The sequence below is a fragment of the Brevibacillus sp. B_LB10_24 genome, assembly GCF_046036945.1.
Taxonomy (GTDB): Bacteria; Bacillota; Bacilli; order Brevibacillales; family Brevibacillaceae; genus Brevibacillus_C.
In genome coordinates this window covers 14,405-30,060 of the sequence record NZ_JBJQOQ010000042.1, presented here as the reverse complement: position 1 = coordinate 30,060, position 15,656 = coordinate 14,405, and the positions used below count along the sequence as shown (strand labels likewise).

The following is a 15,656-nucleotide window of genomic DNA, read 5'->3' as shown; positions in this document are numbered from 1 at the left end:
GGGAACAGGCCTTTCTTTTTTATGGAAGGCCTTGGCTTACATCGGACTGACGTCGCGGGGCAGCGGCTGCCGCCACAAACTGTATGCGACCCAGCCGGAGTTGATCAAAAGCAGCAGGCCCGTCATCAAAAACACGCCTTTCAAGCTCACATAACCGGCTAAAAGACCGCCAATCGTCGGTCCAAGCATGCTCCCGAAGGCGAGAAAGCTGTTGTTGAAGCCGTAAACGCGGCTGATCATATGGGTCGGCGTCGCCCTGCGCAAAAGCGAGTTGACGGACGGCAGCAGGCCCCCGATAAACATCCCCAGCAGGAAGCGCAGCACCACCAGCTGCCACACCTGTGTCACCATGGCCTGCGGGATGAAGATCAGCGCCGATGCGATCAGACAGAATAACAAAACTTTTTGCGAGCCAAAGCGATCCCCCAGTTTGCCCAGTTGAGGCGAAGCGATGACGTTGGCCACCCCCATCGCGGCCGTGACCAAACCGGCGTAAAACGCCACCCGATCGGGCGACCCGAGCAAGCTTTTTACGTACATCGGCAGCACCGGATTGACGCTTAAGAGCGCAAACTGAATCATCACGGTAACCAGGAACAGGGCTGGCAGCGGCCGAGTCGAAAAGATCAGCCTGGCATCCTCGCGCACACTGGTCTGCTCACGTGCCGGCGGCGGTGTAAAGTTTTCCTTGACGGTAACCGTCACCAAAATCGTCGAGAGCAGCACCAGGACACCGGTGATGACGAAAATCAGCCGGTAACCGATGATATCGGCCAAGAGCCCGCCAAAAAGCGGTCCCATAATCGTTCCCGCAACGGTACATGACTGCAGGACTCCCTGCGCCCAGCCTACCTTTTCTTTTGGCGTTGCCGAGGCGACCAAGGCCGTCCCGGCGGGAATAATCCCTCCGACAGTGCCGTTTAATAGGCGCAATCCCAAGAGATGCCAAACATTTCCGACCAATCCGGTCAGCGCAATGATTACCGACATGCAATAGCCGGAGCGCAAAATCATGATTTTGCGGCCGTACTTGTCAGCCAGATTGCCCCACAGCGGCGAGATCAATCCTGCCGTCAGAAAATTGGCTCCGAAGACGATGCCAGCCCAAGCGGTTACCTGATGCGGGTCCTCCACGCCGAGCTCCTCCTGGATAAACAAGGGCAGAAACGGCATCACCATGCTCATCGCGGACATGACAATAAACAGGGCAAACGATATGACAAATAAATTACGCTTCCATATTTCCATGCAGCATCCCTCCAAACCAAACAACCAAAATGCAAAAAGCTGCCGTCGCGATCTCAGCAGCCCAAGAGTGGCAAACAGTTCCGGGCATGCACCGGCTTAGATTCAGCCGGTACATGCCCAGTTCTTAGCAATGCTCGTATTCTTCCAACGGCGTTTCCTGTGCCGTCGTGTTAAAATCCTGTACACTCCACAGCGAATAGTATGCACCCTGCATCTCCAACAACTCTTCATGTGTTCCCATTTCCACAATTTGTCCTTCTTTCAAGACCACGATGGCATCTGCGTGGGTAATCGTCGACAACCGGTGGGCGACGATAATTGTCGTCCGCCCTTTGGCAAGATGAGACAGCGACTCCTGAATCATGTGCTCTGACTCCAGGTCAAGAGCGGATGTGGCTTCGTCGAGAATCAAGATTCCCGGGTTTTTCAAAAACACGCGGGCAATCGCGATCCGCTGCTTCTGGCCTCCGGAGAGTTTGACGCCGCGTTCTCCCAACTCGGTGTCGTAGCCGTCCGGCAAATCCGTAATGAAGTCATGAGCGTTGGCAGCCTTTGCCGCAGCAATCACGTCATCTTCGGAGGCGTCCGGCCGGCCCATCAGGATGTTGGCTCTGGCGGAATCGCTGAACAGGATGTTGTCTTGCAAAACCATACCGATATGGCTGCGCAGATTTTGCTGCTGTACATTGCGAACATCCACTCCGTCTATGAGAATCCGCCCCTCAGTCACGTCCCAAAAACGGGGCACCAGGCTGATCAGCGAGGACTTCCCGCCCCCTGACATGCCCACCAGCGCCACTGTCTGGCCGGGGTGGATGGTTAGATTGATGTCTTTTAGCACCATCTCGCCCTGGTCGCGGTAGCGGAATGAGACATCCTCAAAGCGGATTTCCCCGCGTATCCGGCCCGTATCCGGATCAACCGGCAGCGTTCCGGCATTTGGCCGATCCTGGATGTCGTACTCTTCATCGATGAACTCAAACATTCGATCCATCGACGCCGTTGCCTGCGTCAATGTCGTAGACGAGTTGACCAGTCTCCTGAGCGGTGTGTATAGGCGCTCCAGGTAGGCGTAAAACGCAATCAGCGTCCCTACAGACAGATCGCCGCCAATGACATGATAGCCGGCATAACCGATGACGAGCAGCGGAGTGATGTCAGTCACTGTATTGACTACTGAAAAGGTGTAAGCATTCCAACTTGTCTGCGCCATCGCCTTGTTCAGGTAATGTTTGTTCTGTTTGTCGAACTGTTTTTCTTCATGCTTCTCCAAAGCGAAGCTGCGGATGATGGAAATTCCGCTGACCCGCTCGTGCAAATGGCTCTGTACCTGGGCCAAAGCCGCCGAACGATCCCGTGTCAGCTGGCGCAGCCGCTTGTAGAAAAATTTCACGGCGATTGCATACAGCGGGAAGACGATCAGTGCGACAAGCGTCAGGGAGACGTCCATGGTCAGCATGATCACGACGGTCAAGCTGATCGTGATCAAGTCGAGCCAGATGTTCATCAACCCTGTTTCGATAAAACTCCGGGTCTGCTCGACATCGTTTATGACGCGGGAGATCACTTCCCCCACCTTATGGTTGTTGTAGTAGCGCAGCGACAAGCGCTGGATATGGGAGAACAATTGATTGCGGATATCGTAAAGGATACGGCTGGACACCCACTGAGCGTAGTACTGCCGCCAGTACTCCACGGGAGCCCTGACTACCGTAAACACGAAGATCGCAGCAGCCATCAACCAAAACAACTGTCGGAGCTTTTCATCCGTTGACAGATTGCCGGGAAGCAGGTCATCTATGACGTATTTCAGGATCAAAGGCATGAGCAGCGGTATTCCGAACTTCAGGATTCCGATCAAAATCGTCAGCAGAATCTTGCTGGAATACGGCTTTACAAAGGCCAGATAGCGCTTGATGCTCTTCATGCCATCCCCCCTCTATCAAAGCCTCGATTATTCGATTTTACACCTTTCCTCCCGCTTTGTCTCCCTGACATTAGAAAAAATCCTTCCCCCGGAATTCCGGGAGAAGGATTTATCCTTCGTCGACTCGCACGAGCAGGTACCGCTCGTACCACCGTTCGACGAACCCGTTTTGAAATGGACCGCGCCTCGCTTGAACCCAATCGATCACCTCTTGTACAGCCTGACGCACCCGCTCCGTCACTTGCGGCGGATAGTTCATCTTGCGGCTGTGAAGTGCAAACTCTTCTTCGTCGAGAATCGAGTAGGTCAAGTCAGGATACACTTTTACATCCAGGTCGTAATCGATGTAGCTGAGCAGATTTCCCTTTAAACTAAACGGGGAGCCGATGTTGCAATAGTAGTAAATGCCATCGTCGCGAATCATCGCGATCGTATTGAACCACTGCCCCCGGCCAAATGTACATATCGCCGGTTCGCGCGTTCGCCACTCACGCCCGTCCGACTCTGTTACCTTTACCCGGTCGTTGCCCCCGATAACCACCGCATCACTCGTATGGATCAAGGTAGTCTTATCCCAAGAACGATGCAAGGATTGATCGTGTTTATAGCTTTCAATGCGGATTGTTGTTCCAGGTGCTGGCGACATGACTCTCCCCTTTCTTCTCTTCTCTATCTATAGTGAGGAAACGCGCCAGTTTCTCACGAAGAGAGCTTTTTGGAAAGTGTAACATATTTTTGCATTTCGTAGCCAAGCGCGCGATAGAACGGCAGTACCTTATGGTTTTCTTGATTGACCATAATCAGAACCCTGTTTACCCCGCGCTGTTGGAACCGGGTCTCGATCGCCTGTACCAGTTGTCGCCCAATCCCCGATCCCTGCAGGTCCGGGCGGACGGCAAGCCTGTAAAAGTACGCGTGTGTCCCGTCGATCGTTCCGACAACGACTCCCACCACTTCTCCATCTTGCTCAGCAACCATCACAAGTTCGCTGTCCCAAGCGAGCTGTTTCGCAAGGGCATCAAACGTCTCCGACTCTGTCTCATTGAGGCCGGTTTCTTGCCAAATACGAGTTATTGCAGCGTAGTCACCGAGGCGAAATGAACGGATCTGCATCAGTAAGGCCTCCTTAGCTGGCTTCTCATTCTATTGTACACCACAAGAAACAGTTTGTCTTCTGCGCGGGCGAATCAATGCGTTCGCCGGTCTGACTGTTTTATTCTCCGGGTTACGTGTGAAAAGCGTCCGGCCATGTCCGCTCAGCCAAAGGCTGCTGCAATTGGGTTCTGCGGGAAAAATGCCTGTCTTCCTTCTTAGTTTAGCCTCTTCACGGACACAAAATAACAACGCTTTGCTATTTCTGTATGTACCGTATTTCTCTGCTGCCCCTGGACATGAATAGGCCAGGCATTCCTGAAAAAAAAAATAAGCTTTTGTTTTCAAAAATATCTTTACACAGGGAATTTTTTGCCATATGATATCTTATATATACTTTGAAGGGAGGAACGACATATGAACATGAATCGGCCAATCAGACCAATTTCATATGGCAGCACTTCCTCCGACCGGTGGGTATGCTTTTAACGCATTCCCATTTTAGATATACGTGTGAAACGTGATCAAACCGTAGGTGGCGTGTTGCTGCTTACGGTTTTTCTATACCCTTTTTTAGATGAAGGCCGTAGGATTATTCCATTCTGCGGTCTTTTTCTATCATACCCACCGTTGAGGCCCCCTCTTCAAGCGCCCAAGTGGCTAAGTGAAGATCAGTCGGTGACATCATCCTTTTGAAATACTGGCTTTGCTTAGCAGGTTCGTGAAGTGGAGCAAAAAAGCCTACCACTTTCGGACAAAATTTGGTAAAATAAAAAAAGAGGAGGGGAACAAATGTTCTATCGAAAGGAGGTGAAACCAAACCGGATGATCATGTACTAAACGTTACAAATCTGCATCTAATAAGGGCATCATGTATTTCTGCGAAAAGTAGTCCCAACCGCTTCGGCACATGGGATAGAGGGGTTGGACGGTAGTCAGTCCGTCAACGTGTCAACTCCACTGGTGTTACACATTCGGTAGAACGATTGATACACCAGAAACCCCCACTNGCTTCGGCACATGGGATAGAGGGGTTGGACGGTAGTCAGTCCGTCAACGTGTCAACTCCACTGGTGTTACACATTCGGTAGAACGATTGATACACCAGAAACCCCCACTTCAAACAGAGCCTCAGCGATGGTAAGTGGCGGGAGTATTCATGTACCTTTTGCACCTGAACAAAGAAGGAGGAATGCCGTATGAGACCAAAATACCGACGCCAACTGATGAGATTCACAGGAGTAAAATCGATCGACGGAACCTGACTGACTAGTGACTTATACATGAGAGGAGGCTTTCCATGCGAATCCCAATGATCTTTTTTACCATTGTTATTGAGCGCAAACGGAAAAGCTCTCAGGAAAAGCTGCAATCCTTTTTACAGGAGAAGGCGATCGCGGAGCTGGAAGCGAAGCGGTATCGCCAGGCTGCCGAATATCCTGGATACTGTACCAGACTGTAAGAAAAGCTTCTCGAGAAGCCTTCACTAAAAAACCGGCTCCCGCCAAACGGGGAGCCGGTTGCTATTAATCAGCTGTTTTTATCAGGGCTTGAATGATTTTACTATGGGCGACCGGAAAAGCGTAGGCCTGGAGCTCGTCCTGCGGAACGAACCTGGCGGAATCAGCGGTGACGGCGCCCGCTTCGTACTCGTACAGATACACGTCCAGCTCCCAGTGCAAATGGGAAAATGTATGCTGGACGCGGGTCAGCTCTCCGCCATAGGCAGCGGTGATCCCGTAGCGGTCCTGCAGCACCTCTTCCAGCAGGTCCGCCGGGTCCAGGCGGGGCTTGGCCTCCACCATCGGAAACTCCCACATTCCCGCGAGCAGGCCCTGCTCAGGCCGCCTGCTGATCAGCAATTCGTCTCCCCGGCGCACGACAGCCACCAGGTAGTGTACAGGCCGCGGCGGCTTCGCTTTTCCTTTGACCGGCAGCCTATCCTGAACGCCTTCCCTGCGGGCCAGGCAGTAGTCGAAGACCGGACAAGTGAGGCACTGGGGATTGCGAGGCACGCAGACTAACGCCCCCAACTCCATCAGCGCCTGGTTGAAGTCCCCAGCTCTATCGGCAGGAATCGTCTGGCGTACCAGCTCTTCGAAGATCACTCTGGTGGAAGGCTTGGCGATGTCGTCTTCCATGTACAAGAGGCGGGAAAAGACCCGCATGACATTGCCGTCGACAGCAGGCTCCGGTTTTCCGTAGGCAATGCTTAAAATAGCTCCGGCTGTATAGGGGCCGACTCCTTTTAACGTAGAAATCTCCTCGATCGTGTCAGGGACGTAACCGCCGTACTCCTCTTTCACCTGACGGGCGGCAGCCTGCAGGTTGCGGGCCCGCGAGTAGTAACCGAGCCCTTCCCAGGCCTTCAGCACCTGGTCTTCCGGCGCATCTGCGAGGGCTTCCACATTGGGGAATTGCTGCATAAAATTCTCGTAGTACGGTTTGACTGTCTCTACCCGCGTCTGCTGCAGCATGATTTCCGACACCCAGACCCGATAGGGATCGCTGTTGATCCGCCATGGCAGATCCCGCTTTTGTTGGTCGTACCAAGCGAGCAAATCTTGGTGAAACCCAAAAGCGTGAAATTCATCTGGCAGCTTCACTGCCGGTCTTCCTGTCGTTTTCCTAGCCATCGCCTCTTCGCTTCTCCTCCTGTTGTTTCACTTCTATCGGTTGAAAGGCCCAGACGTGGATTTTAGCGGATCCGCCTGCGATGCAGTCTTCCAGCGGTCCGCCCGCTGTCCGCCATTGCTTGATATCGCGATAGGCCGACTCGTCAGCCACCTCAAACATCTCGACAAACAAGCCGGGCTGGTCAAATCCTTCAAAAAAGCGGTAGTTCATGCCGCCCCGGCTTTGTATTTGCCGCTCCATCTCGGCTATCACTCCTATTGCCTCTTCCCTTTTCCCATCCGCTATTTTATACTCAATGAAAATCGTCAGCATGCCGCTCAACCTCCCAATTGACTCCCTTTCATCTTACCACCTCAACTTCACGCGGCAAGTACAGGTTTGCAAAAACCAGACAGGGGAAACGATTTTTTGCAAAGCAGCGGAATTCTCACCGCTGAATCGTTATAATAAGAAGTGAATCGGCAAAAATAATCGCCACATTACGTCCGGATGAAAGGAGAGACTCACCGCTTGGACACCGCCACACATTTTGCGATGGGATTCGGTCTGGCCGCTCTGGCTCATCTTGACCCCGTAGTCGCAGCCACACCCGGTTTGGCTGAAGCTGTCATGCTCGGAACCGTAATCGGGTCGCAGGCACCTGACCTCGACGGCCTAACACGCCTGCTCGGGAGTTCCGCCTACATTCGCAATCACCGAGGGGTATCCCACTCCATTCCCGCCCTGTTTCTTTGGACCACGGCCATCTTTCTTTTCATCCAATCCTTTATGACCCAAGCGTACTGGGGACATCTGTTGGCATGGATCTTTTTAGCCGTCTGTCTGCATGTATTCGTCGACCTGTTTAATGCATACGGCACACAAGGCCTTTCTCCTTTTAGCAAAAAATGGATAGCGCTAAATTGGATCTTCATATTTGATCCGTTCATCTTCGGCTCCCACCTGGTCGGCTTTATGCTATGGATGTCCGGCGCCCAACCCGGGCAAGTATTCATGTACATCTACCTGCTGATCGCCGGGTATTACTACCTCCGCTACCGCATGCACAAGCGGGCAACCGAAGCTGTGGTCCGTTCGCTCAAGGTCGAAGGTGAATACACCATCATCCCGACCATATCACTGAACCAGTGGACGTTTGTCGTCAAGACAGCCGCCCGTTGGTACGTCGGGGAAGTGCATGGAACCGAATCGATCGTCCTGGACACGTTTACGATCAAATCGGAAAATGAATGGATAAGGGCGGCCAAGGCAGATAAAAAAGTACAATCGTTTTTGTACTTTACCAGCCTCGCCCACGTAGAAGTGCGCGAACAAAGCTTCGGTTACGAGGTGAGGTGGTTCGACCTGCGCTACCGGGCCCGCAATCTGGGGCGGAGCCACTACATGTTGGTCGCTTGTGTTTACCTGGATAAGGAGGGGCAGATTCGCGACTCATTCACCGGCTGGATCCATCGCGGCGAAGAGCAGCTGGCGAAAAAGCTTGATCCGGAAAAGGAAATCCAACTCGGGTAAAACCCCTTTGGCAAAATGTGAAAAACCCGCCCTTGCAAATGCAGGAGCGGGTTTTGCCTGTTTATCTTCTATTAGCGGGCAGCTTCGTAACGCTTGCCTACTTCTTCCCAGTTAATGACATTCCAGAAAGCAGCGATGTAGTCAGGGCGCTTGTTTTGATACTTCAGGTAGTAAGCATGCTCCCATACGTCCAGACCCAGAACCGGCTTTTTGCCTTCCATCAGCGGGTTGTCTTGATTTGGCGTGGAAGTAATCGCCAGGTTGCCGTTGTCTACGATCAGCCAAGCCCAGCCGGAACCAAAACGGCCTGCAGCTGCTTTGGCAAACTCGGATTTGAAGTTGTCGAAGCTGCCAAATGCGCTGTTGATCGCGTCAGCCAGTGCGCCAGTCGGAGCACCGCCGCCATTCGGGCTGAGGATTTCCCAGAACATGGAGTGGTTGGCATGGCCTCCTCCGTTGTTGCGGACCGCTGTACGGATCGCCTCCGGTACTGCATCCATGTTGCTGATCAGATCTTCGATGGACTTGGACGCGAGGTCAGCATGTCCTTCGAGTGCTGCATTCAGGTTGTTTACGTAGGTTGCGTGGTGGCGATCATGGTGAATTTCCATGGTCTGTGCGTCAAAATGCGGTTCCAGTGCATTAAATGCATAAGGCAAAGCAGGAAGTTGGTATGCCATGATAAACTCCTCCTTGGTATGTAAGATTGGTTATTGCTTCCACGGACTATTATACCCCAACCCTGTGACTAACGCAACAAAAGAGTTTTGAAAGTATCGGAAAGAAGCACTTTGTTCTGGAAGTTCTTTACTCTTGCTTTTTTTTGAACATTCTCTTGAAAACAGGGTAAGGCGTGCTAGACTTAATAAAGTAAAATAAAATTCACTCTCATCAAACAAACTCGTACAAATCAGGTGATCATTCGTGGAATTAGACGTATCTACTGTACTGCTCCTGGCCTTATTCGGATTTATCGCTGCATTCATCGACAGTTGTGTTGGCGGCGGCGGACTGATCTCCCTGCCAGCACTGCTGGGACTCGGCATGCCGGCCTATCTGGCCCTCGGCACAAACAAGCTGGCCGGCACGATGTCGTCGGCAACCAGCTCCTTCACCTTTATCCGGCTTGGGAAGTTTGATAAAAAACTGATGCTGTACTTGTTTCCCGTCTCCTTTGCCGGGGCTTTTTTTGGCGCAAAAACAGTGCTTTTCGTGCCCCAGGATATTTTAAAAGGGCTTGTCCTCTTCATGATGGCGGTCATTTTTGTGTACACCCTGTTCAACAAAAAATTTGGCCGCAATCCGGAATTTAAGGGTCTCACCTCGTTTACCCTGAGCTGGGGAATCCCGCTGACGTTTCTCATCGGCTTTTACGATGGATTTTTCGGTCCCGGCACCGGTTCCTTCTTCGTTTTTATGATGGTCCTGTTGTTTGGATATGACTTTGTCGTCGCTGCCGGGAACGGCCGCATCCTCAACCTCGCCAGCAATATTGCCGCTTTGGGGGTTTTTCTTTTGCAGGGCAAAGTTGTCTGGCTGACCGGCCTGACGATGGGGGCCGCGATGCTGTTCGGGGCGACGCTCGGCGCCCGCATGGCGGTGAAAACCGGCGTTCGCTACGTCCGGCCGCTGTTCTTGATCGTCTCCCTGTCACTTATGGGCAAAATGGTATTCGAATTGATGTTCACCCACTGAAGCGATCGCTCCTTGCCTCCCGCTTTGAAAAAGCTTGCGGAACCCATTTTAGCTGAATTCTCACTTATACCGGCATGGGCAATACTCCTTTGGGGATGGAATGATTTAGCATTCTTCGGAGTGTTTACCAGCGTTCTTAGGAATACTAGATATGCTGCTTGCTTCGCATGTCAAAACGAGGAATAAGGTGAGGCCCGATGCTCGATGACGTTAAAATAAGTTTGCGTCAGTTTACCGTTCTGGCAGTACTGATTACTATAGGCGATTCCATCTTGGTGCTGCCCGCGGTTCCTGCTCTTGTAGCAAAACAGGACGCCTGGATTTCCGGTCTGGTCGGATTGGCCGCAGGCTTGGTTATTGTCTATCTCCTCTGCAAGGCCTGGGCCTTGCAGCCTCGTTTGACATTCATTGAATCCAGCCGAATCATCCTCGGAAAATGGCTCGGAGGAGCGGTATCCCTGCTGTTCCTGGGTTACCTTTTTCTCTCAGCAGCTGCCCACATCAGGGAGATCGGTGATTTTATGACCACTGAGATATTGACGAAAACACCGTATGCAGCAATCCACATTCTATTTCTCTACATTATCGTACTCGGTTCCTGGCTTGGCCTGGAAGCAATCGCCCGTACAGGGGAAATCTTTATCCCCTTACTCGTCAGTTTGTTCCTGATTCCGTTGGTGGCAATCCTCCCGCTGGCCCATGGGGAAAGGATTCTCCCGATCCTTGAAGAAGGGATGAAACCCATCATTCGCGGGTCCATTACTTTCACGGCTTTTCCGTTTATGGAGCTTGTCGTGTTTTTGATGGTGCTTCCTTATGTAGAACAAACGGATAAAGTAACAAAGAGGTTTTTATGCGGGGCAATGCTGGGAGGCGTTGTTTTGATCGTCGTTATGGTTTTAGCCATCATGGTTCTTGGCCCCGAGCTTACGGCACGCCATTTATACCCGACCTATGCCTTAGCCAAAAAGATCAGTATCGGCCATTTTTTTCAGCGGGTAGAAGCGATTCTCGCCTTCTTTTGGATTCTCACCACCTATTTTAAGATCGCGGTATACTTTTTGGCTTTCATTATCGGTCTGGCTCAGCTGCTGACACTCAAGGAATACCGTGCGCTCATTTTGCCTATGGGCATGATTTTGCTTGCGCTGGCGTCTATCATTTCCCCGAATATCAGTTACTACAATGAGGTAATTGCAAGTTATTGGCCGCTTTTTGATATGACTTACAGCGTCTTGTTCCCATTATGTCTGGTAGCGGTTGCTTTTCTGCGGAAAATAAGAAAACCTCTATCGAGGCCAATTCAATGATGAGCGACCGCGTTATAGCGGTAGGTTATTCTTGCTGAATCAGGAAAGCGAATCCTTGAAGTTTATACTTTCTGATTCAGTAAGAAAAGGCGGCTGACTTGCCGCCGACCGGCAAGTGCCCCCTTGAAAAGTGTCCGGGAAACGATCCGACCGTCCCGGCCGGACTGGTGTTTCACCGTCGCTGTCATTCATCTTTGCCTTTCCGCTGCTTGACTCGCAGGATCATTCCGTCAATCAAAAGTCCAATGCCCACCCCGTAAACAGGCAGGGCAAACCGCGTACCGGTTCCAACCGATGAGTTTTGCAGCATGTACATCAGCAGCACCCCGGCGATAAAACCGATCATGGTGTAACGCAACCGCGTAGATCCCACGCTTTGCACCCCTCTACCCCTTTATTTGGAAAACTTGGAGGGCATTTTTGCGTTCTTCATGTTTCGGCTCATCTGCTTCAACTGCTTCTGGTTCAAATTGACACCCATAGAGCGAGCCATCGCCTGAATTTGCTTCTCATCCATTTGCATCTTGCTGATTTGCTGCTTGAGGTAGTACGTGCCTCCAAAAAAGCCCCCCACCAAGCCGATGATTAAGGTAACAATCGGAATAATCCAATTCCATGCCATAGCTGTGCAACCATCCTTTTCTTCAATCTGTCCCGTTCATTTTACCATACCAGACCATGCTGTCCACGTCGTTTTTTCCCGAAGTAGGTACTTCCAACCATACATTTTCCTGCAGGCTTGCATACTGCTAAATCAGAGGTGATATAAATGAGTCCACTGCTTATCATCGACCCCGGCCACGGTGGCCTGGATCCCGGGGGCGGTTCCAACGCGAAGTTTAAGGAAAAGGATAAGACTTTGCAAATATCCTTATACCAAGCACGCCGCTTTCAGGAACTGAACATACCCGCGACCCTGACCAGGACGACAGATACTACACTCTCAAGCGACCAACGTACGGCCATTGTCCGAAACAGTGGAGCACGCTATTGCATCTCCAACCACATCAACTCCGGCGGCGGCCACGGAGCCGAAGCGATTTACTCCATATACTCGCAAGCCGCCCTCGCCAAACAGCTGATCGAGGAGCTGGAAATCGCCGGCATGCCTGCCCGCCGAGTCTATACCCGAACCTATCCGGGCAATCCCAAGCTCGATTACTACTTTATGCACCGTGAAACCGGAAGTGTCGAGACAGTCATTCTCGAGTACGGGTTCGCCGACAATCCCGTTGATGCCAGCTTGCTGGAGATTAATTGGGAAAAATTGGCTGAATCTGTCGTGCGAGGCTTCACGGAGTTCGTCGGCAAGGAGTATAAACCTCCCGTCGCCAATCTGCCGGCGGCCGACCCGGTTCCCGTTAATTGGAGCTCGCTTCCCGCATGGAAACGGGACGGGGTCGATTGGTTATACGCCGAGGGACTCTTAATCGATCAAACCTGGCGCAGCCGTATTGACGAGCCTTTGCCGCTGTGGGCAGAGGCGACTGTGCTCAAGCGTCTCTACGAGAAACTGTCGAACGGCAGTCATTCATGACTCACACATTCTCTTCCTGTTTATAGCGGGTAAGCGGCGTGTCGGCTAGTCCGGAGTAGTTCTCTTTCGCGGGAACGCCGACCAGCTCGTCTTCGGGGAACCGGTATGCCGTAAGCTGACCGCCAAAGACGCATCCTTGATCGATATTCAGGGTATTGTTTTTACGCTCTGGCTGCGGCCGCGGATCATGTCCCCAGACAATCAGTTCACTGGTGCGGTGCTGCCGAGTCCAATCAAGGCGAATCGGCCGGCCGTCGGCAGCGATCCCGGACACGTCTCCATATCGGCAAAAATTGGAAATTGCCGACCCTTCTTTTCCGATGTAATCGTCCCGAATTCCGGCGTGCACCACCACCGCCTGCACCTTGCCATTTCGCTTCAGCAGCAGATGCGACGGGGCGGCGAAGAGCAGACGACGGCTTGCCTCCCGCAGACTGTCGGCCTTCGCCGCCCCGTACTGTTGGGAATAGGCGCGAAATTCCGCTTCTACCTTTTCGTCGCCATGTGCCAGATTGACCCTTCTGCCGTCCAGCCAACGAGCAATTTTCCAGCCGTGGTTGCTGTCCACCATCTCCGCCAAGCCGGCCTCCACATGCCGGATAAAGAACTGAAGCATGCTGATCGAATCGGGCCCCCTGCTGGTAATGTCGCCGAGCGAGAGCAGCTTGCGTCCCTTTGGATGCCGATATGTATTCTCTTTTTCGTTGAATTGGTAGCCGAGCCGTTGGACCAACTCTATAAATTCCCCGTAACAGGCGTGCACGTCACCAATTACATCTACACCGTTGTCCGCATGCAGGATAAACGGACGCTTACGCGGGACTGCCTTCATCGAATCCCTCTCTCTATCGTGTTCCTATTAGGATTGCCGCAGTTCCAACTGAACATACGCCCGCCAAGGGCCGCATGCCGCTCCCGGCGAACAGGAGCAGGCCTTACTTCAGATTGTGCTGATGCACATAGATGGCCGCCTGCGTCCGATCCTCCACCCCGAGCTTGGCCAGAATGTTGCTGACATGCGTCTTTACCGTTTTAATGCCGATGATCAGCTGGTCTGCGATCTCCTGATTTGACTTCCCCTGACCGATCAAAAGCAGCACTTCCAATTCCCGCGGGGTCAGCTGCTCATGCGGCGCCTGTTCGTGTCCATGTCGAAACCGGGCCATGATCTTGCCGGCAACGCGTGATTCCAGGACAGGCTCGCCGGCCGCTGCCGCCCGGATGGCCCGGGCGATTTCGGAGGCGCGAGAGGTTTTCAGCAGGTAGCTGAAAGCGCCGGCCTCAATGACCGGATACACCTTTTCGTCATCAATAAAGCTGGTAACCACGATCACTTTGCAGGAGGGGCATGTCTCCCGGATCCTGCGGGTCGCTTCGACTCCGCCGATCCCCTCCATGACCAGATCCATGATGATGACATCAGGCATCAGCTCGTTTGCCATCCGCACCCCTTCCTCGCCGCTGGAAGCTTCGCCAACGACTTCGATTCCTTCCTCTGTAGACAGATAGGCTGCCAGTCCCATCCGAACCATCTCATGGTCGTCCACCAACAACACTCGAATCACAGCTGATCTCCCCCCTTCTGATTGATTTCCATCACCAGCGGTATCCGCACCTCTATCTGCGTCCCCGTCCCGGTTGACGAGATGATGTCCAGGCTGCCGCCGATCTCGTTTACCCGCTCGCGCATGGAGTGAAGGCCGTACGAGGTCAGCTTTTCATCATCCGGATCAAACCCGATCCCGTTGTCGCTGACCCGCAGGCGGACCTGCTCTCTTAAGGTAAACAGCTTCACTTCGATCTTGTCCGCCTGTGAATGGCGCAAGGTGTTGGACAAGGCCTCCTGCAGGATCCGGAACAGGTGGTCTTCAATTCCGCTCGGCAGGTCCTCAATCTCTTCCAGCTCCCAGGTGATATTGATCGGGTGCTTCTGGGTCAGCTCTTCCAGAAGGTCCGTTACGGCCTCGCGGAGCGGGCGGTCCTGCAGCGTTGCCGGGCGAAGGTGCAGCAGCAATGCCCTCATTTCCGCCTGCGCCGCTGCTGCCATCTCCTCTACCAATTCAATCTGCTGCATAGCCCGCTGCGGGTTCTGCTCCATCATACGTTTGATCGCCGCAGTCGTCATCGCGATGGCAAACAATTGCTGACTGACGGCATCGTGCAGTTCGCGGGCCAGACGCTGCCGCTCTTCCACTACAGCGGCATGCCTTACCTGTTCGCCCAATGCGGCGTTATGATTGGACAGGCGCTGCAGGGAAGCCACCTGATCCTCCCACTTCTCCGCGATCCGGTTAAACTGCCAGCCGATCTCCCCGATTTCATCCGTGCCCAGCTCCGGGAGCCGATAAGAGAGCAGGCCGCGTTCTAGGTTCATCGTCGCCTGACGCAGTGTATTTAAGCGCTTTTTCAGCAGGTTGCCGATCACGTAGCCGCCTGCAATCCCGACCACGGCCGCCGTCAACAGCGCGAGCAAAAAGAGGCCGGAGACCAGGCCCCAGTTGATCGACTCCGGCAGTTGTACGCCGAGATAATCGCTAACCAGCTGCGATAGCTGTGTGCTTGTCCGAAGGTAGTGGACAACGGCAAACAGCACGGCAAAGATCGCGGTGACAATCCCGGCGCTGAGCCAGACAAATTGCTTGACGAACTTCCACTGTATACTTCCAAGTCTGCTTTGACGAGCCATGTGAGACGCCCC

17 protein-coding genes are annotated in these 15,656 nt (G+C 52.9%); 5 read left to right on the top strand and 12 right to left on the bottom strand.

What is annotated here, in order from left to right; genetic code table 11:
- Positions 1-36 precede the first annotated feature (36 nt).
- The 4 genes from ACI7RC_RS24805 to ACI7RC_RS24790 all read right to left on the bottom strand — a co-directional run bounded on the left by ACI7RC_RS24805 (position 37) and on the right by ACI7RC_RS24790 (position 4,288).
- The gene (locus ACI7RC_RS24805) at positions 37-1,248 is read right to left on the bottom strand and encodes an MFS transporter (protein WP_408110861.1); all 1,212 of its coding nucleotides are present in this window, start codon (positions 1,246-1,248) and stop codon (positions 37-39) included.
- Positions 1,249-1,372: 124 nt separating this feature from the next.
- A complete protein-coding gene (locus ACI7RC_RS24800) occupies positions 1,373-3,175 on the bottom strand; it encodes an ABC transporter ATP-binding protein (RefSeq protein WP_408110860.1) in 1,803 nt (600 codons plus the stop codon).
- 109 nt (positions 3,176-3,284) lie between these two features.
- On the bottom strand, positions 3,285-3,821 hold the full coding sequence (locus ACI7RC_RS24795) for a DUF402 domain-containing protein (protein ID WP_408110859.1): 537 nt from the start codon (positions 3,819-3,821) through the stop codon (positions 3,285-3,287).
- A gap of 53 nt (positions 3,822-3,874) precedes the next feature.
- Positions 3,875-4,288, bottom strand: coding sequence for a GNAT family N-acetyltransferase (locus ACI7RC_RS24790; protein ID WP_408110858.1), 414 nt, complete (start codon positions 4,286-4,288; stop codon positions 3,875-3,877).
- Positions 4,289-5,567: 1,279 nt separating this feature from the next.
- On the opposite strand from ACI7RC_RS24790, the gene ACI7RC_RS24785 reads away from it, so the two are divergent.
- Positions 5,568-5,729 carry a YrzI family protein gene (locus tag ACI7RC_RS24785; protein ID WP_408110857.1) on the top strand — a complete coding sequence of 54 codons (162 nt, stop codon included), beginning with the start codon at positions 5,568-5,570 and terminating at the stop codon, positions 5,727-5,729.
- Between the two features lie 64 nt (positions 5,730-5,793).
- On the opposite strand, the gene mutY is transcribed toward ACI7RC_RS24785, so the two are convergent.
- Together mutY and ACI7RC_RS24775 are read right to left on the bottom strand one after the other, a co-directional pair.
- Positions 5,794-6,903 carry an A/G-specific adenine glycosylase gene (gene mutY, locus ACI7RC_RS24780; protein ID WP_408110856.1) on the bottom strand — a complete coding sequence of 370 codons (1,110 nt, stop codon included), beginning with the start codon at positions 6,901-6,903 and terminating at the stop codon, positions 5,794-5,796.
- A complete protein-coding gene (locus ACI7RC_RS24775) occupies positions 6,896-7,216 on the bottom strand; it encodes a hypothetical protein (RefSeq protein ID WP_408110855.1) in 321 nt (106 codons plus the stop codon). The genes mutY and ACI7RC_RS24775 overlap by 8 nt, the downstream gene beginning before the upstream one ends.
- Before the next feature lie 198 nt (positions 7,217-7,414).
- Here ACI7RC_RS24775 and ACI7RC_RS24770 point away from each other — a divergent pair, with 198 nt between their 5' ends.
- Positions 7,415-8,416: a metal-dependent hydrolase gene (locus ACI7RC_RS24770; RefSeq protein ID WP_408110854.1), complete on the top strand. Its 1,002-nt coding sequence runs from the start codon at positions 7,415-7,417 to the stop codon at positions 8,414-8,416.
- Between the two features lie 71 nt (positions 8,417-8,487).
- On the opposite strand, the gene ACI7RC_RS24765 is transcribed toward ACI7RC_RS24770, so the two are convergent.
- A complete protein-coding gene (locus tag ACI7RC_RS24765; RefSeq protein ID WP_408110853.1) occupies positions 8,488-9,096 on the bottom strand; it encodes a superoxide dismutase in 609 nt (202 codons plus the stop codon).
- A gap of 244 nt (positions 9,097-9,340) precedes the next feature.
- On the opposite strand from ACI7RC_RS24765, the gene ACI7RC_RS24760 reads away from it, so the two are divergent.
- Both ACI7RC_RS24760 and ACI7RC_RS24755 read left to right on the top strand, forming a co-directional pair.
- Positions 9,341-10,111, top strand: coding sequence for a TSUP family transporter (locus ACI7RC_RS24760; protein ID WP_408110852.1), 771 nt, complete (start codon positions 9,341-9,343; stop codon positions 10,109-10,111).
- 197 nt (positions 10,112-10,308) lie between these two features.
- Positions 10,309-11,421, top strand: coding sequence for a GerAB/ArcD/ProY family transporter (locus ACI7RC_RS24755; RefSeq protein WP_408110851.1), 1,113 nt, complete (start codon positions 10,309-10,311; stop codon positions 11,419-11,421).
- Positions 11,422-11,605: 184 nt separating this feature from the next.
- Here ACI7RC_RS24755 and ACI7RC_RS24750 read toward each other — a convergent pair whose 3' ends face one another.
- Positions 11,606-11,794, bottom strand: a complete 189-nt coding sequence (locus ACI7RC_RS24750; RefSeq protein WP_408110850.1) for a hypothetical protein — start codon at positions 11,792-11,794, stop codon at positions 11,606-11,608.
- A gap of 21 nt (positions 11,795-11,815) precedes the next feature.
- Positions 11,816-12,043, bottom strand: a complete 228-nt coding sequence (locus ACI7RC_RS24745) for a YneF family protein (RefSeq protein WP_408110849.1) — start codon at positions 12,041-12,043, stop codon at positions 11,816-11,818.
- A 147-nt stretch (positions 12,044-12,190) separates the two neighbouring features.
- Between ACI7RC_RS24745 and ACI7RC_RS24740 the strand changes: the two genes are divergently transcribed.
- On the top strand, positions 12,191-12,958 hold the full coding sequence (locus tag ACI7RC_RS24740; RefSeq protein ID WP_408110848.1) for an N-acetylmuramoyl-L-alanine amidase: 768 nt from the start codon (positions 12,191-12,193) through the stop codon (positions 12,956-12,958).
- 1 nt (position 12,959) lies between these two features.
- On the opposite strand, the gene prpE is transcribed toward ACI7RC_RS24740, so the two are convergent.
- The 3 genes from prpE to ACI7RC_RS24725 form a co-directional block, all read right to left on the bottom strand.
- Complete coding sequence (prpE, locus tag ACI7RC_RS24735) at positions 12,960-13,790, bottom strand: bis(5'-nucleosyl)-tetraphosphatase PrpE (RefSeq protein WP_408110847.1); 831 nt, start codon at positions 13,788-13,790, stop codon at positions 12,960-12,962.
- 103 nt (positions 13,791-13,893) lie between these two features.
- Positions 13,894-14,523, bottom strand: coding sequence for a response regulator (locus tag ACI7RC_RS24730; protein ID WP_408110846.1), 630 nt, complete (start codon positions 14,521-14,523; stop codon positions 13,894-13,896).
- A complete protein-coding gene (locus ACI7RC_RS24725) occupies positions 14,520-15,644 on the bottom strand; it encodes a sensor histidine kinase (RefSeq protein WP_408110845.1) in 1,125 nt (374 codons plus the stop codon). The genes ACI7RC_RS24730 and ACI7RC_RS24725 overlap by 4 nt, the downstream gene beginning before the upstream one ends.
- Positions 15,645-15,656 lie beyond the last annotated feature (12 nt).

What these genes read in the sequence shown, in the direction of transcription:
- ACI7RC_RS24805 (WP_408110861.1), bottom strand. Translation starts at nt 1,248, where the DNA reads ATGGAAATATGGAAGCGTAATTTATTTGTCATATCGTTTGCCCTGTTT.
- ACI7RC_RS24800 (WP_408110860.1), bottom strand. Translation starts at nt 3,175, where the DNA reads ATGAAGAGCATCAAGCGCTATCTGGCCTTTGTAAAGCCGTATTCCAGC.
- ACI7RC_RS24795 (WP_408110859.1), bottom strand. Translation starts at nt 3,821, where the DNA reads ATGTCGCCAGCACCTGGAACAACAATCCGCATTGAAAGCTATAAACAC.
- ACI7RC_RS24790 (WP_408110858.1), bottom strand. Translation starts at nt 4,288, where the DNA reads ATGCAGATCCGTTCATTTCGCCTCGGTGACTACGCTGCAATAACTCGT.
- ACI7RC_RS24785 (WP_408110857.1), top strand. Translation starts at nt 5,568, where the DNA reads ATGCGAATCCCAATGATCTTTTTTACCATTGTTATTGAGCGCAAACGG.
- mutY (WP_408110856.1), bottom strand. Translation starts at nt 6,903, where the DNA reads ATGGCTAGGAAAACGACAGGAAGACCGGCAGTGAAGCTGCCAGATGAA.
- ACI7RC_RS24775 (WP_408110855.1), bottom strand. Translation starts at nt 7,216, where the DNA reads ATGCTGACGATTTTCATTGAGTATAAAATAGCGGATGGGAAAAGGGAA.
- ACI7RC_RS24765 (WP_408110853.1), bottom strand. Translation starts at nt 9,096, where the DNA reads ATGGCATACCAACTTCCTGCTTTGCCTTATGCATTTAATGCACTGGAA.
- ACI7RC_RS24755 (WP_408110851.1), top strand. Translation starts at nt 10,309, where the DNA reads ATGCTCGATGACGTTAAAATAAGTTTGCGTCAGTTTACCGTTCTGGCA.
- ACI7RC_RS24745 (WP_408110849.1), bottom strand. Translation starts at nt 12,043, where the DNA reads ATGGCATGGAATTGGATTATTCCGATTGTTACCTTAATCATCGGCTTG.
- ACI7RC_RS24740 (WP_408110848.1), top strand. Translation starts at nt 12,191, where the DNA reads ATGAGTCCACTGCTTATCATCGACCCCGGCCACGGTGGCCTGGATCCC.
- prpE (WP_408110847.1), bottom strand. Translation starts at nt 13,790, where the DNA reads ATGAAGGCAGTCCCGCGTAAGCGTCCGTTTATCCTGCATGCGGACAAC.
- ACI7RC_RS24725 (WP_408110845.1), bottom strand. Translation starts at nt 15,644, where the DNA reads ATGGCTCGTCAAAGCAGACTTGGAAGTATACAGTGGAAGTTCGTCAAG.